The following is a 20,012-nucleotide window of genomic DNA, read 5'->3' on the forward strand; positions in this document are numbered from 1 at the left end:
CGCCTCAGGCGAAGTACGCGCGCATCTCCTTGAGCAGCGCTTCCGGCGCCTCTTCCGGCACGTAATGCCCGCATGGCACCGTGCCGCCGCTCACGTCGTCCGCCACGGCTTTCCACAACTCCAGCGGCTTGAAGCACCGTTGGATCACGCCGTGCTCGCCCCACAGCACACGCAGCGGCACGCTCACGCGCTTGCCTGCGTCGCGGTCGGCGCGATCATGTTCGAGGTCGATGGTGGCGGCGGCACGGTAGTCCTCGCACATGGCGTGCACGCACGCCGGTTCGCGCATGGCAGCGGCGTAGGTCGCCATCGCTTCGGGTGCGAACGGTTCCAGCCCCGCGTGGCGCAGGCCCATCAGTTTGCCGATGTAGAAATCGGGCGTGGCGTTGATCAGCGTCTCTGGAAACGGCGACGGCTGGATCAGGAAGAACCAATGCCAGTAGGCAGACGCAAACGCCATGTCGGTGTTTTCGTACATCGCCAGCGTGGGGGCGATGTCGAGCAGCATGGCGCGCTCGACGTGGAGGGGATGATCGACACACAGGCGATGCGCCACCCGCGCCCCGCGGTCATGCGCACACAGCCGGAAGCGGCCAAAACCGAGCGCGCGCATCACCTCCACCTGGTCCTGCGCCATGGTGCGCTTGCTGTATTCCGCATGCCGGGCGCTTCCGGCCGGTTTGGACGAGGCGCCATAGCCGCGCAGATCGGTCGCAACGACCGTGTAATCGTGCGCCAGCTCGCGCGCCACCTTATGCCAGATCACATGGCTTTGCGGATGGCCATGCAGCAACAGCAGCGGCGGGCCGCTCCCGCCGATCACCCCCGCGATCTCCACCCCGTTGGCCATCTGGCGGAACGGACGAAAGCCGGGAAACAGCGCGGCATCTGCGGCAGCGGTGGCGGCATCGATGGAAAGCGGCGTGGTCATGCGGGTCTCCGGTGATCGGTCGTGGTTGAAGTGATGCGTGGCGAATGCTCCGCATGCTAGCGCAGAGCGGGCACGCGCGTTGCGGAACCCTCCACTGCCGTTTTCTTCTTTTGATTTCCCCTGACAAGGAGTTCGCCATGACCCCATTGCATGACATGCGCATCGCCATTCTCGTCGACGACCTGTTCGAGCAGGCCGAGCTGGCCAGCCCCAAGCAGGCGCTGGAAGGCGCCGGTGCCACGGTCAGCATCATTGCGCCGAAAGGCCCCAGCGTGACGGGCCTGAACCACGCCGACAAGGGCGATACGTTCAAAGTGGACCTGACGCTGGACCAGGCCAAGGCAGACGACTTCGACGGCCTGGTGCTGCCCGGCGGCGTCTTCAACGCCGACGCACTGCGCGTCGTGCCGGCCGCACAGGCATTCGTGAAAGCGTTCGAGCGCGCGCAAAAGCCCATCGCCGTGATCTGCCACGGGCCGTGGCTGATGGTGTCTGCCGGACTGGTGCGAGGGCGCACGCTGACGAGCTGGCCGACGCTGCAGGACGACATCCGCAATGCCGGCGGCCTGTGGGTCGACCGTGAGGTGGTGACCGACCGCAACTGGGTCAGCAGCCGCAAACCCGATGACCTGCCCGCCTTCAACCGCACCTTCATCGAACTGCTCGCGCAGCACGCCCACGTCTGAGCCCGGTGGGTGGACCGCGCACGGCGGGGTGTGGGATCGTTCCTATAATCGAACGACATGCTCTGCCCTGTTGTGCCGGTTTGCCAAACCAGGAGACGCCATGCCCGCCGCCAAGCATCTGCCGCCCGCACTGCAGCACCTGACGCTGCCCGTGATCGGGTCACCGATGTTCATCGTCAGCTATCCGGAACTGGTGTTGGCGCAATGCAAGGCCGGCATCGTCGGGGCGTTTCCAGCGCTCAATGCGCGCCCGGCGGAGGTGCTGGACGACTGGCTCACGCAGATGAACGCGGAACTGGCGGCGTACCGCACCGCGCATCCGGACAAGGTGGTGGGGCCGATCGCCGTCAATCAAATCGTGCACCACTCAAACGCGCGGCTGGAGCAGGACGTGGCCACGTGCGTCAAGCACAAGGTGCCGATCTTCATCACGTCGCTGCGTGCGCCGGTCAAGGAAATCCTCGATGCCGTGCACAGCTACGGCGGCATCGTGCTGCACGACGTGATCAATCTGCGCCATGCCGAAAAGGCGTTGGAAGCCGGCGTCGACGGCCTGATTCTGGTCGCCGCCGGCGCGGGCGGGCATGCCGGAACGCTCTCGCCGTTCGCGCTCGTTGGCGAGGTGCGGCGCATCTTCGACGGGCCGATCGCGCTGTCGGGCGCAATCGCCACGGGCGATGCCATCCTCGCTGCGCAGGCCATGGGCGCCGACCTTGCCTATATCGGCACGCGCTTCATCGCCAGCCAGGAAGCCCACGCGGCCGAAAGCTACAAGCAAGCCATCGTGCGCGCGGCCGCGTCGGACATTGTCTACACCAACCTCTTTACCGGCGTGCACGGCAACTACATCCGCGAAAGCATCGAACTGGCCGGCCTGGACCCGGCGGCCCTGCCCGAAGCTGACAAATCGAAGATGAATTTTGGCGACGGCAGTTCGCGCGCCAAGGCCTGGAAAGACATCTGGGGAGCCGGCCAGGGTGTCGGGCAGATTGCCGATCTGCCGCCCGCCGCCGAAATCGTGGCGCGCATGAAAGCCGAGTACGACGCTGCAAAGTTGCGTCTCGCGCTGCACCTGCGCCTGTGAAACGCGCCTGCGCCAAGCCATGCGTGCGTGCCCCGCTGCACTTCAATTGACTTGCGCTGGCGGCGCTTCTACATTCCAAAGATTCATGACACGACATGCGCGGGGCTGCAGGATCGGCCACCGCGCAACCGTATGCGCAAGCATCCTTGGGGGGATGACCGACAGGCGTCTGCTTTCCTGTTGCGCGCACCGACGACAAAGGAGAACAAGATGACGCACTGCCCTGCGCCCGCGCGCCCGCTGACCAAGCTGGCCGTGGCGCTGAGCGTGGTGGCCTCGGCGATCACCCTGGGCCTGACCGGTTGCTCTACCCAGAACACCGCGACCACGGCTCCCATCGAACAACGTCTGCCGCAGCCGAACGAGGCGCTCGTGCGCTCGGCCTACGTCTACGCGTTTCCGTTGATGATGACCGACGCGCTGGCGCAGACCACGTCCGCGCTGGCGCCCGCCGGCACGTTCATGCATCAGCGCACGCTGGAAGACGAAACCCTGCCGACCGGCGTGCGCGCCCGCGTAGACGTGCTCGCGAGCAGCGCCTTCGTCGATTTGCGTAACGGCCCGGTCGTCCTGAGCCTGCCCGACACGGGGCGCCGCCACATCTGGGTGGCGCTGCACGACGGGTGGAGCGATGTGTTCGAGTCACTCGGCAACCGCACCACGGGGTCGCGGGCCGCGCACTACGCCCTCACGCCGCCGGGCTGGGAAGGCACGCTGCCGGCCGGCGTCAAGCAGATCGCAGCGCCGACCAGCCTGGTGTGGGTCGTCGCCCGCACGCAAGTCGCCGGCGCGCGCGATGTGGCCGGCGCACGCCGGGTGCAGGACCGCTACCGCATCACCCCGCTGGACGCCTTCGGCAAAACGTCGCTGCGTGAGGCCGAAGCCGAAACCAAGGTGAACGCCGACAAGGCCACCGACCTCGACGTCAGCATGGAGGCCGCGCGCCGCCGCGTCACCGCACTGGATGCGAACAGTTACTTCACGCGCTTTGCCGAGCTGCTGAAGGACAATCCACCGCACGCGGCCGATTCGACGATGCTGCAATCGCTGCGCGACCTGGGCATCGTGCCCGGTGCGCCGTTCGACGCCAAGGCCGTGAGCGCCGCCAATCTGAAGGTCATGGATGGCGGCGTGGCGGCGGCGCGGGAGACCCTCTCGCTGGCCGTGAAGCAGCCGCCCATCACGCAAAACGGCTGGTTCATCCCGCGCATGGTCGGCGCCTATGGGCTGGACTACGCGCAGCGCGCCATCGTCGCGTGGAACGGCGGCGGCACCGACCTGCCACAGGACATGCTCGTCGCGACCGCCAAGACCGACACCAACGGCATGGCGCTGGACAGCACGCACCGCTATGTCCTGCATTTCGAGCGCAACCAGCTTCCGCCCGAGAACGCCGGTTGGGCCATCGCCGCGTTGTCCGCCGGCGGGCAACCGCGCAGCGCTGCGGAGCGCCCGAGCCTGCGCAACATGCTGAGCGAAGCCGACCACCCGCGCCTGAACCGCGACGGCTCGCTCGACATTCTGATCCAGCGTGCGCCGCCCAAAGGCATGCGCAACAACTGGCTGCCGCCGCCCACCGGCCCGTTCGTGCTGCGCATGCAGCTGACGTGGCCGAAGGAGGCCGCGCTCGACGGCTCGTGGCTGCCGCCCACGTTACAGCGCCGCGACGCCGCAGCCCAATAACGAACCGACAACGCCCGGACGATCACGCCTCGGCCACGCGCACCACGAGCTTGCCGAAGTTGCGTCCTTCGAGCAGGCCGAGGAACGCGGCCGGGGCGTTTTCCAGCCCGTCGACGCGGTCTTCGCGCACCTTCACCTTGCCGGCCGCCACCCACGCGGCCATGTCGCGCTGGAACGCGTCGTAGCGACTGGCGTAGTGGTCGAGGATGATGAAGCCCTGCATGCGCACGCGCTTCTGCAGCACGGTCGCGGTGACCTTGGGCAGGCGGTCTGGCCCGGCGGCGGCCTCGTCGTTGTAGTGCGAAATGAAACCGCACACCGGCACACGCGCGCCGATGTTCAGCAGCGGCAACACCGCGTCGAACACCTCGCCACCCACGTTTTCGAAGTACACGTCGATGCCGTCGGGGCAGGCCTGGGCCAGCCTCTTCGCGAGGTCGGGTTGGCGGCGGTCCAGGCAAGCGTCAAAGCCGAGCGTGTCGACGGCGTAGCGGCATTTGTCCGCGCCACCGGCAATGCCGACCACGCGCGCGCCCTTGAGCTTGGCAATCTGTCCGACCACCGCACCGACCGCGCCCGTGGCCGCGGCCACCACCACGGTTTCGCCGGGCTTGGGCTCGCCAATGTCGAGCAGCCCAACGTACGCGGCAAACGCCGGCATGCCAAGCCCGCCCAGCGCCAGCGATGGCTCCGGCATATCGCCCAGCGCGGTCAACTCGTCGCCGCCCGCAACGGCATAGTCCTGCCAGCCAGCCGCGCCGAGCACCACATCGCCCTCGCGAAACCGCGCGTCCCGCGATGCCACCACGCGGCTGACAGTACCGCCCACCATGGGCGCGCCCACCTCCACCGGCGGCGCGTAACCGGGGCCGACTTCATCCATCAGATTGCGCATGTAAGGATCGAGCGACAGGTACAGCGTACGCAGCAGCACCTGGCCGTCCTGCGGCGTGGGCACGGCAGTCTCTTCGATGCGGAAGTTGTCGAGCGAAGGCGTGCCGCTGGGGCGGCTGGCGAGAACGATGCGGCGATTGACGGCTTCACGTTGCGGCATGGCAAGCTCCTGTAGACCAATCGTCTAGAAAACGGCGAAAAAAATTTGCGTGGCTGGGCAATCTAGCAGCAATCGCAAGATTCAGCCGACGGTTGCGCAAGGCACTACCCTCAGCAAGGCTAATCATTCGTCGCCTCGTATTCCAGTTTACTAGATGCAGAATTCCATTAAACTGGAATGCATGGACATCCATCAACGTATCGCCCAGCGCCTGCGCGAATTGCGCGACGCCCAGGGGCTCTCGCTCGACGCGCTGGCCGAACGCAGCCAGGTCAGCCGATCGGCCATCTCCCTGATCGAGCGCGGCCAGAGCAGCCCGACCGCTGCGGTGCTCGATCGGCTCAGCTCCGCGCTGGGCGTGACGCTGGCCTCGCTGTTCGAAGACGGTGCGGCGCCGGCCGCGGAGCCCTCGCCCGTATCGCGCGCGGCGGAGCAGCCGGAGTGGACCGACCCCGCCTCGGGCTACGTGCGGCGCAACCTGTCGCCGGCAGCGCGTTCGCCGCTGCAGCTCGTGGAGGTGCACTTTCCGCCCGGCGAGCGCGTCGCCTATGACACCGGCGCGCGCGATGCGGAAATCCACCAGCAGGTGTGGATCATCGAAGGCACGATGGAAATGACCGTGGGCGACGCGCACTGGCGCCTCAATGCAGGCGATTGCCTGACCATGCGGCTGGACTGCCCGATCGTCTATCACAACCCCACACGGCGGCCGGCCCGCTACCTCGTCGCACTCACAACCGTATCCGCTGCCCACTGGAGGCCCTGATGACCGACACCCTGACCATCCGCCGCGTGGGCGCCAACGAGGCAAGCGCGTGCGTCGATGCCTTGGCCGATGTGCTGATCGATTGCGTGGAGGGCGGCGCGTCGGTCAGCTTCATGGCGCCGCTGTCGCAAGACAAGGCGCGGGCATTCTGGCGCGGTGTGGCCGACGGCGTGGCCAGGGGCGAGCGCGCCCTGCTGATTGCCGAAGATGCGGCGGGCGCCATCCACGGCACCGTGCAACTGGTGCTCGCGCAGCCGGAAAACCAGCCGCACCGCGCCGACGTCGCCAAGATGCTCGTGCACCGCCGCGCGCGCCGGCAAGGCTTGGCGCAGCGGTTGATGGCGGCCATCGAAGACGAGGCGCGCGCCGAGGGCAAGACGGTGCTCGTGCTCGACACCGTAACGGGCGGCGACGCCGAGCGGCTGTACGCACGCGCCGGCTGGCAGCGCGTGGGCGTGGTGCCTAACTACGCGCTGATGCCCGACGGCGCGTTCTGCGGGACGACGTTCTTCTGCAAGCAGTTGAGCGCCGCCGATTAAATCGTCAACGTGCCGCGGCCGATTTCGATCACGCGGCCACCGACGTGGATGGTGCCGTCGGCATCCACCCGCAGCGTGAGGTGGCAGGGTCGTCCCACCGCAGCGCCCTGCTCGATGCGGTAACTGGCCGGCAACGCATGGCCGGTCGCGCGCAGCCAGCCGCCGAGGTTGGCACACGCCGAGCCGGTGCCCGGGTCTTCGAGCATGCCGGTGCCGTATTCGAAGAAGAAGCGCGACACCACCGGATCATTGCTGCCGGGCTTCGGCATGGTGAAGACGTACGCGTTGCGCCCGTCATTGCGGCTGCGCGGCCACGCGTCGAACACCGACAGATCGGGGCGGGCGCGGTCGACGTCAGCGCGTGTCTTGACGGGCACCATCAACTGTTCGATACCGGCATCCACCCACAGCGGCGGGCCTGCCAGCGCATCGGCATCCAAGCCCAGCATGCCGGCGATGGCCGGGTCCGCCTCGCGCGTGCTCAGGGCACCGGAGCGCGGCGGCACCAGCGACCACCCGTCGTCCTGCGCCGTCAGCGACACGATGCCCGACTGGCAACGCAACGTCAGCTCATTGCCGGGGCCATACAGTTCGCGCACCACCTGCGCGGTCCCCAGCGACGGGTGGCCGGCAAACGGCATCTCGTAATCGGGCGTGAAGATGCGGAAGCGCGCCGTGGCGCCATCGGCCGCGTCGGGAAAGATGAAGGTGATCTCCGACAGGTTGAACTGGCGTCCGATGGCTTGCATGGTGGCGTCGTCCAGGCCGCGCCCGTCTTCAAACACGGCGAGCTGGTTGCCGCCAAAGGTGGATTCGGCAAAGACGTTGAGCAGGCGGAAGGCGTAGCGCGACATGGTGGCGTCCGAAGTGTTGGGGAAGAAAAAACGGTGTGGCGATGCGTCATCTTCAACGCACCGCCACACCGTCTCCATGCACACTTGCAGACAGTTTGCGCGAATCCGGCCTGACAGTTGGCGGACAGCCGTTACAGCAGCCGGTAGTCGTCCGTACGGGGCGTGCGTTCCATCACGGCGAACAGCGCCGGCGGTGGCGCGGCAACTTTGCGCTCGGCAAGGTCAAACCACGCGCACATGCTGGTGATTTCCGCACACAGGTCGCCCGCTTCATTGCGGATGCGGTTGACCATGATGAAACGCGAACCGCGCTCGTTGCGGCCGGCGGTCTCCACGCTCACGGTAAAGGCATCCATGAGGCGCAGTTCCTTGCGGTAGCTGACGCGGTCTTCAAACACCACCGGCCCGAGCTTGTGCTGCGCGAAGGCCTTCGGGCCAAAGCCCTGCTCGGTCAGAAAACGAAACCGGCTGTGCGACGCGTAGTCGATGTAGCGCGTGTTTTTGAGGTGCTGGTTGCCGTCCAGGTCAGCCCACAGCACCTGATACGTATAGATCGACATGGACGGCTCCGATGCGGTGTGGGATTGGCTCACTTGCGATAGTCGTACACGCCGCGGCCGGTCTTGCGGCCCAGGTAGCCGGCGGCCACCATTTCGCGCATCAGCATGGCGGGGCGGTATTTCGGATCACCGAATTCGGTGTACAGCACTTCCATCACGGCCAGCATGGTGTCCAGGCCAATCATGTCGGCCAGCGCCAGCGGCCCGATCGGGTGATTGCAGCCGAGCTTCATGCCTTCGTCGATCTCCTCCGGCGAAGCCAGACCCTCGCCCAGCACGCAGAACGCCTCGTTGATCATCGGACACAGGATCCGGTTGACGACAAAGCCCGGGCTGTTCTTGACCGTGATGGGCGTCTTGCCGAGCTGCTTGGCCAGCGCTTCCACCGCCGTGTGCGTGGCATCGCTCGTCTGCAGGCCGCGGATGACTTCCACCAGCGCCATCATCGGCACTGGGTTGAAGAAATGCATGCCGATGAAGCGGCTGGCATCCTGGAGCACGGCGGCCAGCTTGGTGATCGAGATGGACGACGTGTTCGACGCCACGATTGCGTGCGGTGCAGCCGCAGCCTCCAGCTGCTTGAGGATCTTCACCTTCAGGTCGAAGTTCTCGGTGGCGGCTTCGATGACGAGGTCGGCGCGCTTGAGGTCGTCGTACGACGTGGAGCCCTGAATGCGGGCGAGCGCTGCGGCCTTGTCGGCTTCGGTCAGCTTTTCCTTCTTGATGAGGCGATCCAGGCTGCCGGCCACGGTGGCAATGCCCTTCTGCACGGCGGCATCGCTGATATCCACCATCACCACATCCAGCCCGACCACGGCGCACGCTTGCGCAATGCCGTTACCCATTGTTCCGGCACCGACGATGCCGACGACTTGAATTGCCATGAACTGCTCCTCGCTTGGTATTGCTTGGTATTGGAACGGAAGACGGGATGAAACAGATTGCAGAGGATAAACGACGCGACGACGGGCGGAAAAGCCTTGCTGACGCTCCCGTCACATTTCACCGGTTCGCCGTATGATGGCCGGCGTCGCGCCACCCTTTCACCTCAGGCGCCAGGACGCTGCAAATGGACCGTTTTCTCAGTATCGAAGCCTTCGTGCGCGTGGCAGAAACGCGCAGCTTTGCCGAGGCCGCCCGCCAGTTGGGCGTGACCAACTCGGTGGTCACCAATCGCGTGCAGCAGCTGGAGCGCTTTATCGAAGCGCCGTTGTTTCACCGCAGCACGCGGCATGTGCGCCTGTCCGAAGTGGGCGAGACCTATTACAAGCAATGCGCCGAAGCCGTCTGCATGCTGACGGATCTCACCGACCAGATGCGCGGCCTGCGCGCCACGCCGGCCGGCAAGCTACGCATCCGCATGCTGCCCGGATACGCGCTCAGCCACTTTGCCGAACCGCTGGCCCGGTTCGGTGCGCAGTACCCCGATATCCAGCTCGACGTGGTGGTGGACGACAGCGTGGTCGACCCCATTGCGGAGGGATTCGACGTGGTGTTCCAGATCTTTCCGCCCATCAACGATTCGCTGATCGAGCGGCGCCTGTTCACGCTGCGGCGCATGTTCTGCGCCACGCCGGCGTACGTGGAAGAGTACGGCCTGCCGCAGCAGCCGGCCGACCTGCTGCAGCATTCGCTGGCGCTGTATTCCGGTTATCCGACACGCAAGCGCTGGGAGTTCTCGCGCAACGGCGAAACGCTCCCCGCGATGGACCTGCCCGAGCAGGTGCGCTCCAACTCCGTGCATCTGCTGCGCGACTACGCCCTGACCAGCGCCGGCATCGCCTGCCTGCCCACGCTCGTCATCAGCGACGACCTGGTCGCTGGCCGCCTCGTGCCCGTGCTGGCCGATTACGACCTGACACCGCTGCATTTCTCGGCCGTGTATCCGGCGACGCAGCGGCAGGCGGTCAAGGTGTGCGCGCTCATCGATTGCCTGGCCAGCCACCACGCCGGCGAGCTGGCTTGGGACAAGCCCTTGCTCGAGCGCGGCTGGATTCGCTGACGTCGCTGACGGCCAGGCGCGCCGAATCTCAAGACCGAATCCCGCGACCGGCGCGCGGGTCCAGGGTACCGACTGAATGTTTCCGAACGTCGCGACGATTGTTCGGCAAACGCAAAAACTGCACTCGCCGATTGAGGCGTTGCGCCCCGAACGCAACTTCCTATCATGGATGGGCCGTTGATCGCGCCGCGCCGATGCGGCGACAGGTCTGCAGCATCCCCTCTTGTATTTCCCCATCGGAAACTGGATACGGCCATGAATCCCAAGCTGGAAGTCCTTACCCCCCAGAACTGTCAATTGATCTTCATCGACCACCAGCCGCAAATGGCCTTCGGCGTGCAGTCGATCGATCGTCAGGTTCTGAAGAACAACACCGTTGGCCTTGCCAAGGCCGCGAAGATCTTCAACATCCCCACCACCATTACGACCGTCGAGTCGCAGAGCTTTTCGGGCTACACCTATCCGGAGCTGCTCGATGTGTTTCCGGATCAGCCACTGCTGGAACGCACCTCGATGAACTCCTGGGACGACCAGAAGGTGCGCGATGCCCTGGCAAAGAACAACCGCAAGAAGGTGGTCGTCTCGGGCCTGTGGACGGAGGTGTGCAACTGCACCTTCGCGCTGTCGGCCATGCACGATGCCGACTACGAGATCTACATGGTGGCCGACGCTTCGGGTGGTACGTCAAAGGACGCGCACGACTACGCCATGCAGCGCATGGTCCAGGCCGGCGTGGTGCCCGTGACGTGGCAACAGGTGCTGCTGGAATGGCAGCGTGACTGGGCCCACCGCGACACGTACGACGCCGTCATGAAGCTGGTGAAGGAGCACTCCGGCGCCTACGGCATGGGCGTGGACTACGCCTACACGATGGTGCACAAGGCCCCGCAACGCACCGCGACGCCGCACGAGGCGCTGGCTGCCGTGGCTGCCAACTGATCGCGCCGCCGACTATAAAAGAAGACGCTGTTCCGACCGGGCGACGCATGTGCAACCGCATGCGTCGCCCCGTCGTCCATTCAACCAGCCTCCACCCTCTCTCTCATTCCCATGCAAACGATTACCACCCAAGACGGTACGCGCATCTTTTACAAGGACTGGGGCAGCGGCAAGCCCGTCGTCTTCTCGCACGGCTGGCCGCTCAATGCCGACGCGTGGGACGCACAGATGCTGTTCCTCGTGCAGAAGGGCTTTCGTGTCATCGCGCATGACCGGCGCGGCCACGGCCGCTCCGACCAGCCGTCGCAGGGTAACGACATGGACACCTATGCCGACGACCTGGCAGCGCTGCTCGACGCGCTCGACATCCAGGGCGCCACGCTGGTCGGCCATTCCACCGGCGGCGGCGAAGTCGCACACTACATCGGCCGCCACGGCACCAAGCGCGTGGCCCGGGCGGTGCTGATCGGCGCGGTGCCGCCCATCATGCTGAAGACGGCAGCCAACCCGAACGGCTTGCCGATGGACGTGTTCGACGGCATCCGCAAGGGCGTGTCCGAGAACCGCTCGCAGTTCTACCGCGATCTCGCGACGCCGTTCTTCGGCTTCAACCGGCCGGGCGCGAAGGTCTCGCAGGGCACCATCGACGCCTTCTGGGCGCAGGGCATGACCGGCGGCATTCACGGCCAGTATCTGTGCATCAAGGAATTCTCGGAGGTCGACTACACCGAAGACCTGAAGAAGATCGACGTGCCGGTGCTGTTCCTGCATGGCGACGACGACCAGATCGTGCCGATCGACAATTCGGCCAAGCTGGGCGTGGAACTGGTGAAGAACGGGACGCTGAAGGTCTATCCGGGCGGCTCGCACGGCATGTGCGTGACCGAGGCGGACAAGGTCAACGCGGACCTGCTGGCCTTCCTCAGCACCTGATCGGCACGGGCGGCGCCGTTTGCGCGCGCCGCCCCTTGGCATCCTGGAGCCCTCCTCGTGAAGCCCTACCTCATCTCCATTGCCGTCGGCATGCTGGTTGGCGTCATCTATGCACTGCTGCACGTCCGCTCACCGGCGCCACCGGCGATCGCGCTGGTCGGGCTGCTCGGCATGCTGATCGGCGAACAGATCGTGCCGGCCGCGCAGCGCCTGCTGGCCGGCGAGCCGATCACCATGGCGTGGTTCCGCCACGAATGCGTACCGAAGATCACGGGTGCGCCGCCTCAAGTGCCCAGCCAAGCGCCGCCCCAGGCGTCACCCACGGACCTGGCCGCCACCGGCGAATCCGGCAGCACCGCGCCGCGCAATCCAAGCTGATGCCATGACACGCCTCTCGCTCGAACCCTCGCAAGCTGCCGCCCCCGCCGGCACCGCGGCGAATGTTGCCCCGCATGCCGGCCTGCTGTTCCTGCGCGTCACCGGCAGCGCCCTGCTGATCGCCGTGCATGGGCTGCCCAAGGTGCTGCACTACAGCCAGGAACTGACGCGCATTGAAGACCCATTCCACATGGGCGCCGCACCCACGCTGCTGCTCGCCATCCTGTCGGAAACGCTGTGCCCGCTGTTGATTGCGCTTGGCGTGCTGACGCGCCTGGCGTGTCTGCCCATCATCGCCACGTTGCTCGTGGCCATGCTGGTGGTGCATCCGGACTGGTCGCTTGCCGATGGACAGTTCGGGTGGATGCTGCTGATCATCTTCACCACCGTCCTGATTGCCGGACCCGGACGCTTTTCGATTTTCCCCAAATACTGACGCAATGACCGCCGACCTCATCCTGCACAACGGCCGCATCCACACGGTCGACCGCGAACGCCCCACCGCCAGCGCCGTTGCCGTGCGTGACGGCCGCTTCGTTGCCGTGGGCGACGATGCCACCGTGATGGCACAGCGTGGTGCCACGACTCAGGTCATCGACCTGCGCGGGCGCACCGTCATTCCGGGCCTGAACGATTCACACCTGCACTTGATCCGGGGCGGGCTGAACTACAACCTCGAGCTGCGCTGGGAAGGCGTGCCCTCGCTGGCCGACGCGATGCGCATGCTCAAGGAGCAGGCCGCGCGCACGCCGTCGCCGCAATGGGTGCGCGTGGTGGGCGGCTGGTCGGAATTCCAGTTTGCCGAGCGCCGCATGCCCACGCTCGAAGAGCTGAACCAGGCCGCGCCCGATACGCCCGTGTTCGTGCTGCACCTGTACGACCGCGCGCTGCTCAACCGCGCGGCGCTGCGCCAGGTCGGCTACACCAAGGACACGCCGAACCCGCCCGGCGGCGAGATCCAGCGGGACGCATCCGGCGAGCCCACCGGCATGCTGATCGCCAGGCCCAACGCGATGATCCTGTACGCGACGCTCGCCAAGGGGCCGAAGCTGCCGCCCGAATACCAGGTCAACTCCACGCGCCAGTTCATGCGCGAGCTGAACCGCCTGGGCGTGACGAGCGCCATCGACGCGGGCGGCGGCTTCCAGAACTACCCGGAAGACTACGAGGTCATCCGCGAGCTGTCGGCGCAGAACCAGCTCACCATCCGCATCGCCTACAACCTCTTCACGCAGAAACCGAAAGAAGAGCTGGCGGATTTCAAGAACTGGACCGGCAGCGTGCAATACCGCCAGGGCGACGACTTCTTCCGCCACAACGGCGCGGGCGAGATGCTGGTCTTCTCCGCCGCTGATTTCGAAGACTTCCTGCAACCGCCCCCCGACCTGCCCGAGACGATGGAGCAGGAGCTGGAAACCGTGGTGCGCCACCTCGTCGCGCAGCGCTGGCCGTTCCGGCTGCACGCCACTTACGACGAATCGATCTCCCGCATGCTCGATGTGTTCGAGCGCGTGAACCGCGACATTCCCTTCAACGGCCTGCCGTGGTTCTTCGACCATGCGGAGACGATTTCGCCAAAGAACATCGAGCGCGTGCGCGCACTCGGGGGCGGCATCGCCATCCAGGACCGCATGGCCTTCCAGGGCGAATACTTTGTCGACCGCTACGGCGCAGCCGCTGCCGAACAGACGCCGCCCATCAAGCGCATGCTGGCCGAAGGCGTGCCCGTGGGCGCCGGCACCGACGCCACGCGCGTGTCGAGCTACAACCCGTGGACGTCGCTGTACTGGCTGGCGAGCGGGCGCACCGTGGGCGGCATGGCGCTGTATCCGGAAGGGCTGCCGCGCGAGGTGGCGCTCGAGCTGTACACGCACGGCAGCGCCTGGTTCTCGGCAGACCAGGGCAACAAGGGGCAGATCAAGGTCGGGCAACTCGCTGATCTGGCGGCGTTGTCGGCGGATTTCTTCAGCGTGCCCGAGGCCGATATCAAGACCATCGAATCGGTGCTGACGGTGGTGGGCGGCCGCATCGTCTACGGCGCCGCGGAGTTTGCCGAATTCGGCCCGCCGCCGATTCCGGTGCTGCCGGAGTGGTCGCCCGTGGCGCGCGTGCCGGGGCACTGGCGGCCGGCTGCGCCCATGCAGCAGCAGGTGCATCAGTGCGTCGGTTCGTGTTCGGTGCACGGCCACGCTCACCAGAAAGCGCGCACGGCCAATGTGCCGACCACCGACTTCCGCGGCTTCTGGGGCGCCTTCGGGTGTTCGTGCTTTGCCTTCTGAAGCGGCGACGGCGGCAACGGCCGCACCGGCGTCAGCGCGTTTCCTGATCGCACAGGGAACGCTGCTGGCGTTCGTCGCGGGCTACGTGGATGTGGTCGGCTTTGCGGCGTTGTTCGGACTGTTCACCGCGCATGTCACCGGCAACTTCGTGATGATCGGCCTGGAACTGGCGGGCTCCGGCCAAGGCGTGCTCGCCAAGCTGCTGGCGCTGCCGATGTTCGTGGTGGCCGTGGCGGCGACCAAACTCGCCGTGACGGCGCTCGCGCGGCGCGGTGTGGCGCCGCTGCGCCCGCTGCTGCTTGTGCAGGCCGTTCTGCTGCTGGCCTTCATGGCGGCGGGCCTGCTGGCGCTGCCGATTCAGTCGCCCGATGCACCGGCCACCATCGTTGTCGGGCTGATCGGCGTCGCGGCGATGGGCGTGCAGAACGCCAAGGCGCGCATCGTGCTGTCGGAACACGCCCCCACGACGATCATGACGGGCAACACCACGCAGATCGTGATCGACGTGGTGGAGCTGCTATCGCCAGGCGCTACGCAGAAGGACGTTGCGCGCACGCGGTTGCGCAAGATGGTGCCGCCGCTTGCCGGCTTTGCCATCGGGGCGGTGCTGGGGGCGCTCGCGTTTGCGACGCTATCGTTCTGGTGCGTGTTGCCGCCCGTGGGCATTCTCGTGGCCCTGGCGATCCTGCAACGCTAGGCCACCGCGCGGTCAGAGCTTGACGCGGCGGAAGAGCGTCGAGAAATCGATCGACTCCACCTGCCGGGGCTCCAGCTCCAGCGCAGCGATGTATTCACCCAGGTGTTCGCCCATCAGCCGCGCGGCACGCTCGCCCTCGCGGCGCTCCACCGCATCGAGAATGGCCAGGTGTTCGTCGTGGCCGCAGCTCGGCCGTGCGGGAGACTCATAAAGCCCGATCAGCAGCGAGGTGCGCGCCACCAGCGTGCGCAGCATCGCCGTGATGATGGGGTTGCCGTTGGCCTCGGCAAGCTGGATGTGGAAATCGCCCGACAGGCGGATCCACTCGCGCCAGTTGCCGGATTCCCGGCTGGCATGTTCTGCAGCGGCCAGCGCGCGCAATTCGGCGAGTTGCGCCGCGGTGGCGTGCTGGGCCAGTTCCCGCACCGAGCCGGTTTCCAGAATCAGCCGCGCCCCAAAGACCTGTCGCGCTTCCGCCGCGTCGTGCACGGCGATGGTCGCGCCGCGATTGGGCTGCAGTTCGACCACGCCCTCATGCGCCAGCTTGACCAGCACCCGGCGCAATGTCCCCCGCGTAATTCCAAAGGCCTTGCATAGCTGCGCCTCGACCAGGCGCGTGCCCGGCGGCAGCTTCTGCTCAAGGATCGCCTCGTACACCGCATCGGAAATGCGGGCGTCGATTTCGGCGTTGTTACGGCGGGGCTGGGAGATCGGAGGGGTCGTAGGCGCTGGCATCTCGCCATTCTAATCGAGCAAACCGCGCTTGGATTGTGCACAACCCTGATGCCAATGCGGACGACCTTGGTGCGCCATTCTCAAGAAATCTCCCCGCCTCCCACGCGGTTTTGCACCAGAAGCATGCGAAAACCCGCGATTTTGCATGGCACGGTTACTGCATAGATGACATCCGTGATTGTGCACAATCCAAACGAAGCTTGTACTCAACATAGAACGCAATGCCAGGGGCGGCCACGCGGTCGCGCCAATTCATTTAGGGGGATCACCTGTCATGAGCACCACCACCAAGCTGGGCGCTGCCGCCCTGGCATTCGGGCTGTCTGGCGTCGCTGCGGCGCAGTCGAGCGTGACGCTGTCGGGCGTCATCGATACCGGCGTGAGCTGGACCAACCATGCCGGCAACGGCTCGCAAAGCCTGACCGGCGTGTCGGACAGCATTCTCGGTGTGTCCAACTTCGGCCTGAGCGGCAAGGAAGACCTCGGTGGCGGCCTGAAGGCGCTGTTCAACCTGCAGGCGGGTTTCAACCCGAGCAACGGGCGCATGTCGTCCAACGGGACGCTGTTCTCGCGCAATTCGTATGTCGGGCTGAGTTCGTCGTCGGGCACGCTCACGGCCGGCAAGCAATGGAACTTCAACGACGACTGGCTGGTGGGCAGCGTCTTCAAGGGCGGCTACAACTCGGGCTCAATCTTCAAGTTCAGCGAGTTCGACGCCGTCAGCGAGATCTACAACAACACGGTCAAGTACGTGTCGCCCGACCTGGGCGGCGCGCAGTTCGGCGCGATGTACGGCTTTGGCGAAGCCGCCGGCTCGATCTCGCAGGGTTCGCTGTTCAACCTGGCGGGGCGCTATAGCGCCGGCCCGCTGTACCTGGCCGCCAGCTACGACCAGGAGCGCGATGGCAGCGGCACCGGCTCGCTCTACAAGCTGATCACCGTGGGCGGCAGCTACACGCTTGGGGCGACCAAGCTGCGGCTGGGCGCGGCGCGCGCCGATGTGGGCGGCGCGGGCGCGTTCCAGTCGATTCCCAGCATGTCGGCGCGCAAGGCGTACGCGGTGGAAGGCGGCGTCGACTACGCCTTCACCACGGCCTTTACCGGCTCGGCCGATGTGCTGTACCGCCGTAACACGACGCTGTCGAACAGCTCGATGGTCTACCGGCTGCTGGGCCTCTACAGCCTGTCGAAGCGCACCACGCTGGTGGCCAACGTGGCGTATCTGAAGAACTCGTCGAGCGCGACGGAAGCGCTGGTCAACACCACGTCGGGCGCCATCGGCGGCGGTGTGCCGGGCACGAGCCAGACCTCGGTGGCGCTGGGCGTGCGTCACACCTTCTGACCCGCGCGAAGCCGGCCGCGCCGCCTGCCCCGGTATGTGGCGCGGCTGCCCGCAGATGCGGCCACACGCACCAGAACGACGCATGCCCGGCGCGCACGCCGCGAATTTGCCGCGCGCAGACAGGCACACCTATTGCACCAACCCGACATGACCCGCGCCCCCACCGCTCCCGCTGCCGTCGCTGCTCCCGCTGCCGACTCCCTCGAACTCGTTGCGCTGACCAAGCGTTACGCGCAAGACGCCGTGGCGGTCGATGCCATCAACCTGCGCGTGCCCGCCGGCAGCTACTGCTGCCTGCTGGGCCCGTCGGGCTGCGGCAAATCGTCAACGCTGCGCATGATTGCCGGCCACGAGCATGTGAGCGACGGCGACATCCTGCTGGGCCACCGCAACATCACCAACCTGCCCGCGGCGTCGCGCGGCACGGCCATGATGTTCCAGAGCTACGCGCTGTTTCCGCATTTGAGCGCGCTCGACAACGTGGCCTTCAGCCTGAAGATGCGCGGCATCAACACACGCGAGCGCCGCCAACGCGCGCAGGCGTTGCTCGAACGCGTGGCGATGGGCCACCTGGCGCAGCGCCGGCCGGGCGAGTTGTCGGGCGGCCAGCAGCAACGCGTGGCGCTGGCACGTGCGCTGATCATGGAGCCGCGCGTGCTGCTGCTGGACGAACCCCTCTCTGCGCTGGACCCGTTCCTGCGCACGCAGATGCGTGCCGAGCTGCGGCGCTGGCAGCAGGAGCTGGGGTTGACGTTCGTGCATGTCACGCACTCGCAGGAAGAAGCGATGGCGCTGGCCGACCAGATGGTGGTGATGAACCACGGCCGCATCGAACAGGCGGGCAGCCCGCGCGAGATCTACAACCAGCCGGCCAGCGCGTTTGTTGCGACCTTCATCGGCGGACACAACCTGCTGGAAGACGCGCATGGGCCCGTGGCGGTGCGCATCGATCGCATGGCCCTGCACGCCGATGAGGCCACCGCCGGGGACCGCCCCCGCCTGCACGGCCGCATCTGCGACATCGAATACCAGGGCACGCACGTGCTGGTGAGCGTGGAAGGCGTGGCGCTCTCGCCCTCGCAACGCGTAACGGTGAGCCTGCCCGAGACCGACGCCGCCATCGCGCGCTTGACGCTGCATCAACCCATCTGGGCTTCGTGGGATGCCGCGCAGGCGCACCGTCTGCCGGCCGGCTCCGCCGCCTGACACCCGAGACCCGACATTCCAATCCGCCGCCTGACGGCTTCAGGCGCTGCCTTCACCTTCACATCAGGGGTTGCAACATGTCTGACGATTCCAACGACTTCAAGGCCGGCCGCCGCACCGCACTCAAGGGCATGGCCGCCATCCTGGCCACCGGCGTCGTACCCGCGATCCACGCGCAAGAAAAGCTGACGCTGCGCTACCTCGGCACGGCGGTCAACCAGGACAAGCTGATCGCCGAAAAATTTGAAGCCGATACGGGCATCCGCGTGCAATACGTGGCCGTCACCACCGATGAGATCACCAAGCGCGCCGTGACCGCGCCGAGCAGCTTCGACCTGATCGACACGGAGTATTTCTCGCTCAAGAAGATCGTGCCGACCGGCAACCTGCTGGGCATCGACGCGCGGCGCATCAAGAACGCCGACAAGATCACGTCGCTGTTCACCAAAGGCGAGGTGGCCGGCAAGAAGGTGGGCGACCAGGGCACCGCGCCCAAGAAGGTCATGTACCTGCCGGGCGCCAATGCGACCACGTTCGCGACCTCGCCCACGCAGTTCATGACGCTGATCCCGACCGTGTACAACGCCGACACGCTGGGCATTCGCCCCGACCTCATCAAGCGCCCCATCAACTCATGGGCCGAGCTGCTGAACCCCGAGTTCAAGGGGCGCGCGTCGATCCTGAACATTCCGTCGATCGGCATCATGGACGCGGCGATGGTGGTGGAAGCCAAGGGCCTGCACAAGTACGCCGACAAGGGCAACATGACCCGCGCCGAAATCGACCTGACCATCAAGACGCTGATCGAAGCCAAGAAGGCCGGCCAGTTCCGCGCGCTGTGGAAGGACTTCAACGAAAGCGTGAACCTGATGTCCTCGGGCGAGGTGGTGATCCAGTCGATGTGGAGCCCGGCGGTGACGGCCGTGCGCAGCAAGGGCATCGACTGCACGTTCCAGCCGCTGAAGGAAGGCTATCGCGCGTGGGCTGCCGGCTTTGGCATTCCGAAGACGGTGTCGGGCAAGAAGCTCGATGCGGCGTATGAATTCATCAACTGGTTCCTCGACGGCTGGGCCGGTGCCTACCTGAATCGCCAGGGCTACTACAGCGCCGTGCTCGACACGGCCAAGGCCAAGATGGAGCCGTACGAGTGGGCCTACTGGATGGAAGGCAAGCCCGCCGCCAAGGACATCAAGAGCCCGCACGGCGATGTGCTTGCCAAGGCCGGCAGCGTGCGCGACGGCGGCAGCTACGAACAGCGCATGGGCGGCATCGCCTGCTGGAACGCGGTCATGGACGAGAACGAGTACATGGTCCGCAAGTGGAACGAGTTCGTCGCCGCCTGAT

21 protein-coding genes are annotated in these 20,012 nt (G+C 66.2%); 15 read left to right on the forward strand and 6 right to left on the reverse strand.

All coding sequences use genetic code 11. From position 1 onward, the window contains the following. Window positions 1–4 precede the first annotated feature (4 nt). On the reverse strand, window positions 5–931 hold the full coding sequence (locus tag N511_RS0105975; RefSeq protein WP_027678458.1) for an alpha/beta fold hydrolase: 927 nt from the start codon (window positions 929–931) through the stop codon (window positions 5–7). A 137-nt stretch (window positions 932–1,068) separates the two neighbouring features. On the opposite strand from N511_RS0105975, the gene N511_RS0105980 reads away from it, so the two are divergent. The 3 genes from N511_RS0105980 to N511_RS0105990 all read left to right on the forward strand — a co-directional run bounded on the left by N511_RS0105980 (window position 1,069) and on the right by N511_RS0105990 (window position 4,384). Then, window positions 1,069–1,617 carry a type 1 glutamine amidotransferase domain-containing protein gene (locus N511_RS0105980; protein WP_027678459.1) on the forward strand — a complete coding sequence of 183 codons (549 nt, stop codon included), beginning with the start codon at window positions 1,069–1,071 and terminating at the stop codon, window positions 1,615–1,617. 100 nt (window positions 1,618–1,717) lie between these two features. Beyond that, window positions 1,718–2,701, forward strand: a complete 984-nt coding sequence (locus N511_RS0105985; RefSeq protein ID WP_027678460.1) for an NAD(P)H-dependent flavin oxidoreductase — start codon at window positions 1,718–1,720, stop codon at window positions 2,699–2,701. Between the two features lie 210 nt (window positions 2,702–2,911). Further along, a complete protein-coding gene (locus N511_RS0105990) occupies window positions 2,912–4,384 on the forward strand; it encodes a DUF1254 domain-containing protein (RefSeq protein WP_027678461.1) in 1,473 nt (490 codons plus the stop codon). 22 nt (window positions 4,385–4,406) lie between these two features. Here the strand turns inward: N511_RS0105990 and N511_RS0105995 are convergent, their stop codons facing one another. After that, complete coding sequence (locus tag N511_RS0105995) at window positions 4,407–5,438, reverse strand: NADP-dependent oxidoreductase (RefSeq protein ID WP_027678462.1); 1,032 nt, start codon at window positions 5,436–5,438, stop codon at window positions 4,407–4,409. 181 nt (window positions 5,439–5,619) lie between these two features. Here N511_RS0105995 and N511_RS0106000 point away from each other — a divergent pair, with 181 nt between their 5' ends. Together N511_RS0106000 and N511_RS0106005 are read left to right on the forward strand one after the other, a co-directional pair. Further along, the gene (locus tag N511_RS0106000) at window positions 5,620–6,204 is read left to right on the forward strand and encodes a helix-turn-helix domain-containing protein (RefSeq protein WP_027678463.1); all 585 of its coding nucleotides are present in this window, start codon (window positions 5,620–5,622) and stop codon (window positions 6,202–6,204) included. Further along, the gene (locus N511_RS0106005; protein ID WP_027678464.1) at window positions 6,204–6,743 is read left to right on the forward strand and encodes a GNAT family N-acetyltransferase; all 540 of its coding nucleotides are present in this window, start codon (window positions 6,204–6,206) and stop codon (window positions 6,741–6,743) included. Before N511_RS0106000 ends, N511_RS0106005 begins: the two co-directional genes overlap by 1 nt. On the opposite strand, the gene N511_RS0106010 is transcribed toward N511_RS0106005, so the two are convergent. The 3 genes from N511_RS0106010 to N511_RS0106020 all read right to left on the reverse strand — a co-directional run bounded on the left by N511_RS0106010 (window position 6,740) and on the right by N511_RS0106020 (window position 9,041). After that, the gene (locus N511_RS0106010) at window positions 6,740–7,597 is read right to left on the reverse strand and encodes a PhzF family phenazine biosynthesis protein (RefSeq protein ID WP_027678465.1); all 858 of its coding nucleotides are present in this window, start codon (window positions 7,595–7,597) and stop codon (window positions 6,740–6,742) included. The two genes, N511_RS0106005 and N511_RS0106010, sit on opposite strands and share 4 nt — an antisense overlap. A gap of 131 nt (window positions 7,598–7,728) precedes the next feature. After that, on the reverse strand, window positions 7,729–8,157 hold the full coding sequence (locus N511_RS0106015) for an acyl-CoA thioesterase (RefSeq protein WP_027678466.1): 429 nt from the start codon (window positions 8,155–8,157) through the stop codon (window positions 7,729–7,731). Window positions 8,158–8,186: 29 nt separating this feature from the next. After that, window positions 8,187–9,041 carry a 3-hydroxybutyryl-CoA dehydrogenase gene (locus N511_RS0106020; RefSeq protein WP_027678467.1) on the reverse strand — a complete coding sequence of 285 codons (855 nt, stop codon included), beginning with the start codon at window positions 9,039–9,041 and terminating at the stop codon, window positions 8,187–8,189. 185 nt (window positions 9,042–9,226) lie between these two features. Between N511_RS0106020 and N511_RS0106025 the strand changes: the two genes are divergently transcribed. The 7 genes from N511_RS0106025 (at window position 9,227) to N511_RS0106055 (ending at window position 15,385) form a co-directional block, all read left to right on the forward strand. Then, complete coding sequence (locus tag N511_RS0106025) at window positions 9,227–10,159, forward strand: LysR family transcriptional regulator (RefSeq protein ID WP_027678468.1); 933 nt, start codon at window positions 9,227–9,229, stop codon at window positions 10,157–10,159. Between the two features lie 255 nt (window positions 10,160–10,414). Continuing rightward, a complete protein-coding gene (locus tag N511_RS0106030) occupies window positions 10,415–11,098 on the forward strand; it encodes a hydrolase (RefSeq protein WP_027678469.1) in 684 nt (227 codons plus the stop codon). A gap of 111 nt (window positions 11,099–11,209) precedes the next feature. Next, the gene (locus N511_RS0106035) at window positions 11,210–12,031 is read left to right on the forward strand and encodes an alpha/beta fold hydrolase (RefSeq protein ID WP_027678470.1); all 822 of its coding nucleotides are present in this window, start codon (window positions 11,210–11,212) and stop codon (window positions 12,029–12,031) included. A 57-nt stretch (window positions 12,032–12,088) separates the two neighbouring features. Next, on the forward strand, window positions 12,089–12,409 hold the full coding sequence (locus tag N511_RS0106040) for a XapX domain-containing protein (protein ID WP_027678471.1): 321 nt from the start codon (window positions 12,089–12,091) through the stop codon (window positions 12,407–12,409). Between the two features lie 4 nt (window positions 12,410–12,413). Continuing rightward, window positions 12,414–12,845 (forward strand): DoxX family protein, encoded by a 432-nt coding sequence (locus tag N511_RS0106045; RefSeq protein WP_027678472.1) that lies wholly within the window; start codon window positions 12,414–12,416, stop codon window positions 12,843–12,845. Between the two features lie 4 nt (window positions 12,846–12,849). Then, window positions 12,850–14,688 (forward strand): amidohydrolase, encoded by a 1,839-nt coding sequence (locus N511_RS0106050; RefSeq protein ID WP_027678473.1) that lies wholly within the window; start codon window positions 12,850–12,852, stop codon window positions 14,686–14,688. Next, window positions 14,678–15,385 carry a YoaK family protein gene (locus N511_RS0106055; protein WP_027678474.1) on the forward strand — a complete coding sequence of 236 codons (708 nt, stop codon included), beginning with the start codon at window positions 14,678–14,680 and terminating at the stop codon, window positions 15,383–15,385. The genes N511_RS0106050 and N511_RS0106055 overlap by 11 nt, the downstream gene beginning before the upstream one ends. 12 nt (window positions 15,386–15,397) lie before the next feature. On the opposite strand, the gene N511_RS0106060 is transcribed toward N511_RS0106055, so the two are convergent. Continuing rightward, window positions 15,398–16,120, reverse strand: a complete 723-nt coding sequence (locus tag N511_RS0106060) for a GntR family transcriptional regulator (protein ID WP_051530830.1) — start codon at window positions 16,118–16,120, stop codon at window positions 15,398–15,400. A gap of 274 nt (window positions 16,121–16,394) precedes the next feature. Between N511_RS0106060 and N511_RS0106065 the strand changes: the two genes are divergently transcribed. From N511_RS0106065 to N511_RS0106075, 3 genes are all read left to right on the forward strand, one after another. Next, entirely contained in the window at window positions 16,395–17,462 is a 1,068-nt protein-coding gene (locus tag N511_RS0106065) for a porin (protein ID WP_027678476.1), read from the forward strand. 147 nt (window positions 17,463–17,609) lie between these two features. Further along, on the forward strand, window positions 17,610–18,668 hold the full coding sequence (locus N511_RS23735; protein WP_037026312.1) for an ABC transporter ATP-binding protein: 1,059 nt from the start codon (window positions 17,610–17,612) through the stop codon (window positions 18,666–18,668). A 77-nt stretch (window positions 18,669–18,745) separates the two neighbouring features. Continuing rightward, complete coding sequence (locus N511_RS0106075; RefSeq protein WP_027678477.1) at window positions 18,746–20,011, forward strand: ABC transporter substrate-binding protein; 1,266 nt, start codon at window positions 18,746–18,748, stop codon at window positions 20,009–20,011. Window position 20,012 lies beyond the last annotated feature (1 nt).

It is taken from the genome of Ralstonia sp. UNC404CL21Col (assembly GCF_000620465.1).
In the GTDB taxonomy this organism is placed as follows: Bacteria; Pseudomonadota; Gammaproteobacteria; order Burkholderiales; family Burkholderiaceae; genus Ralstonia; species Ralstonia flatus.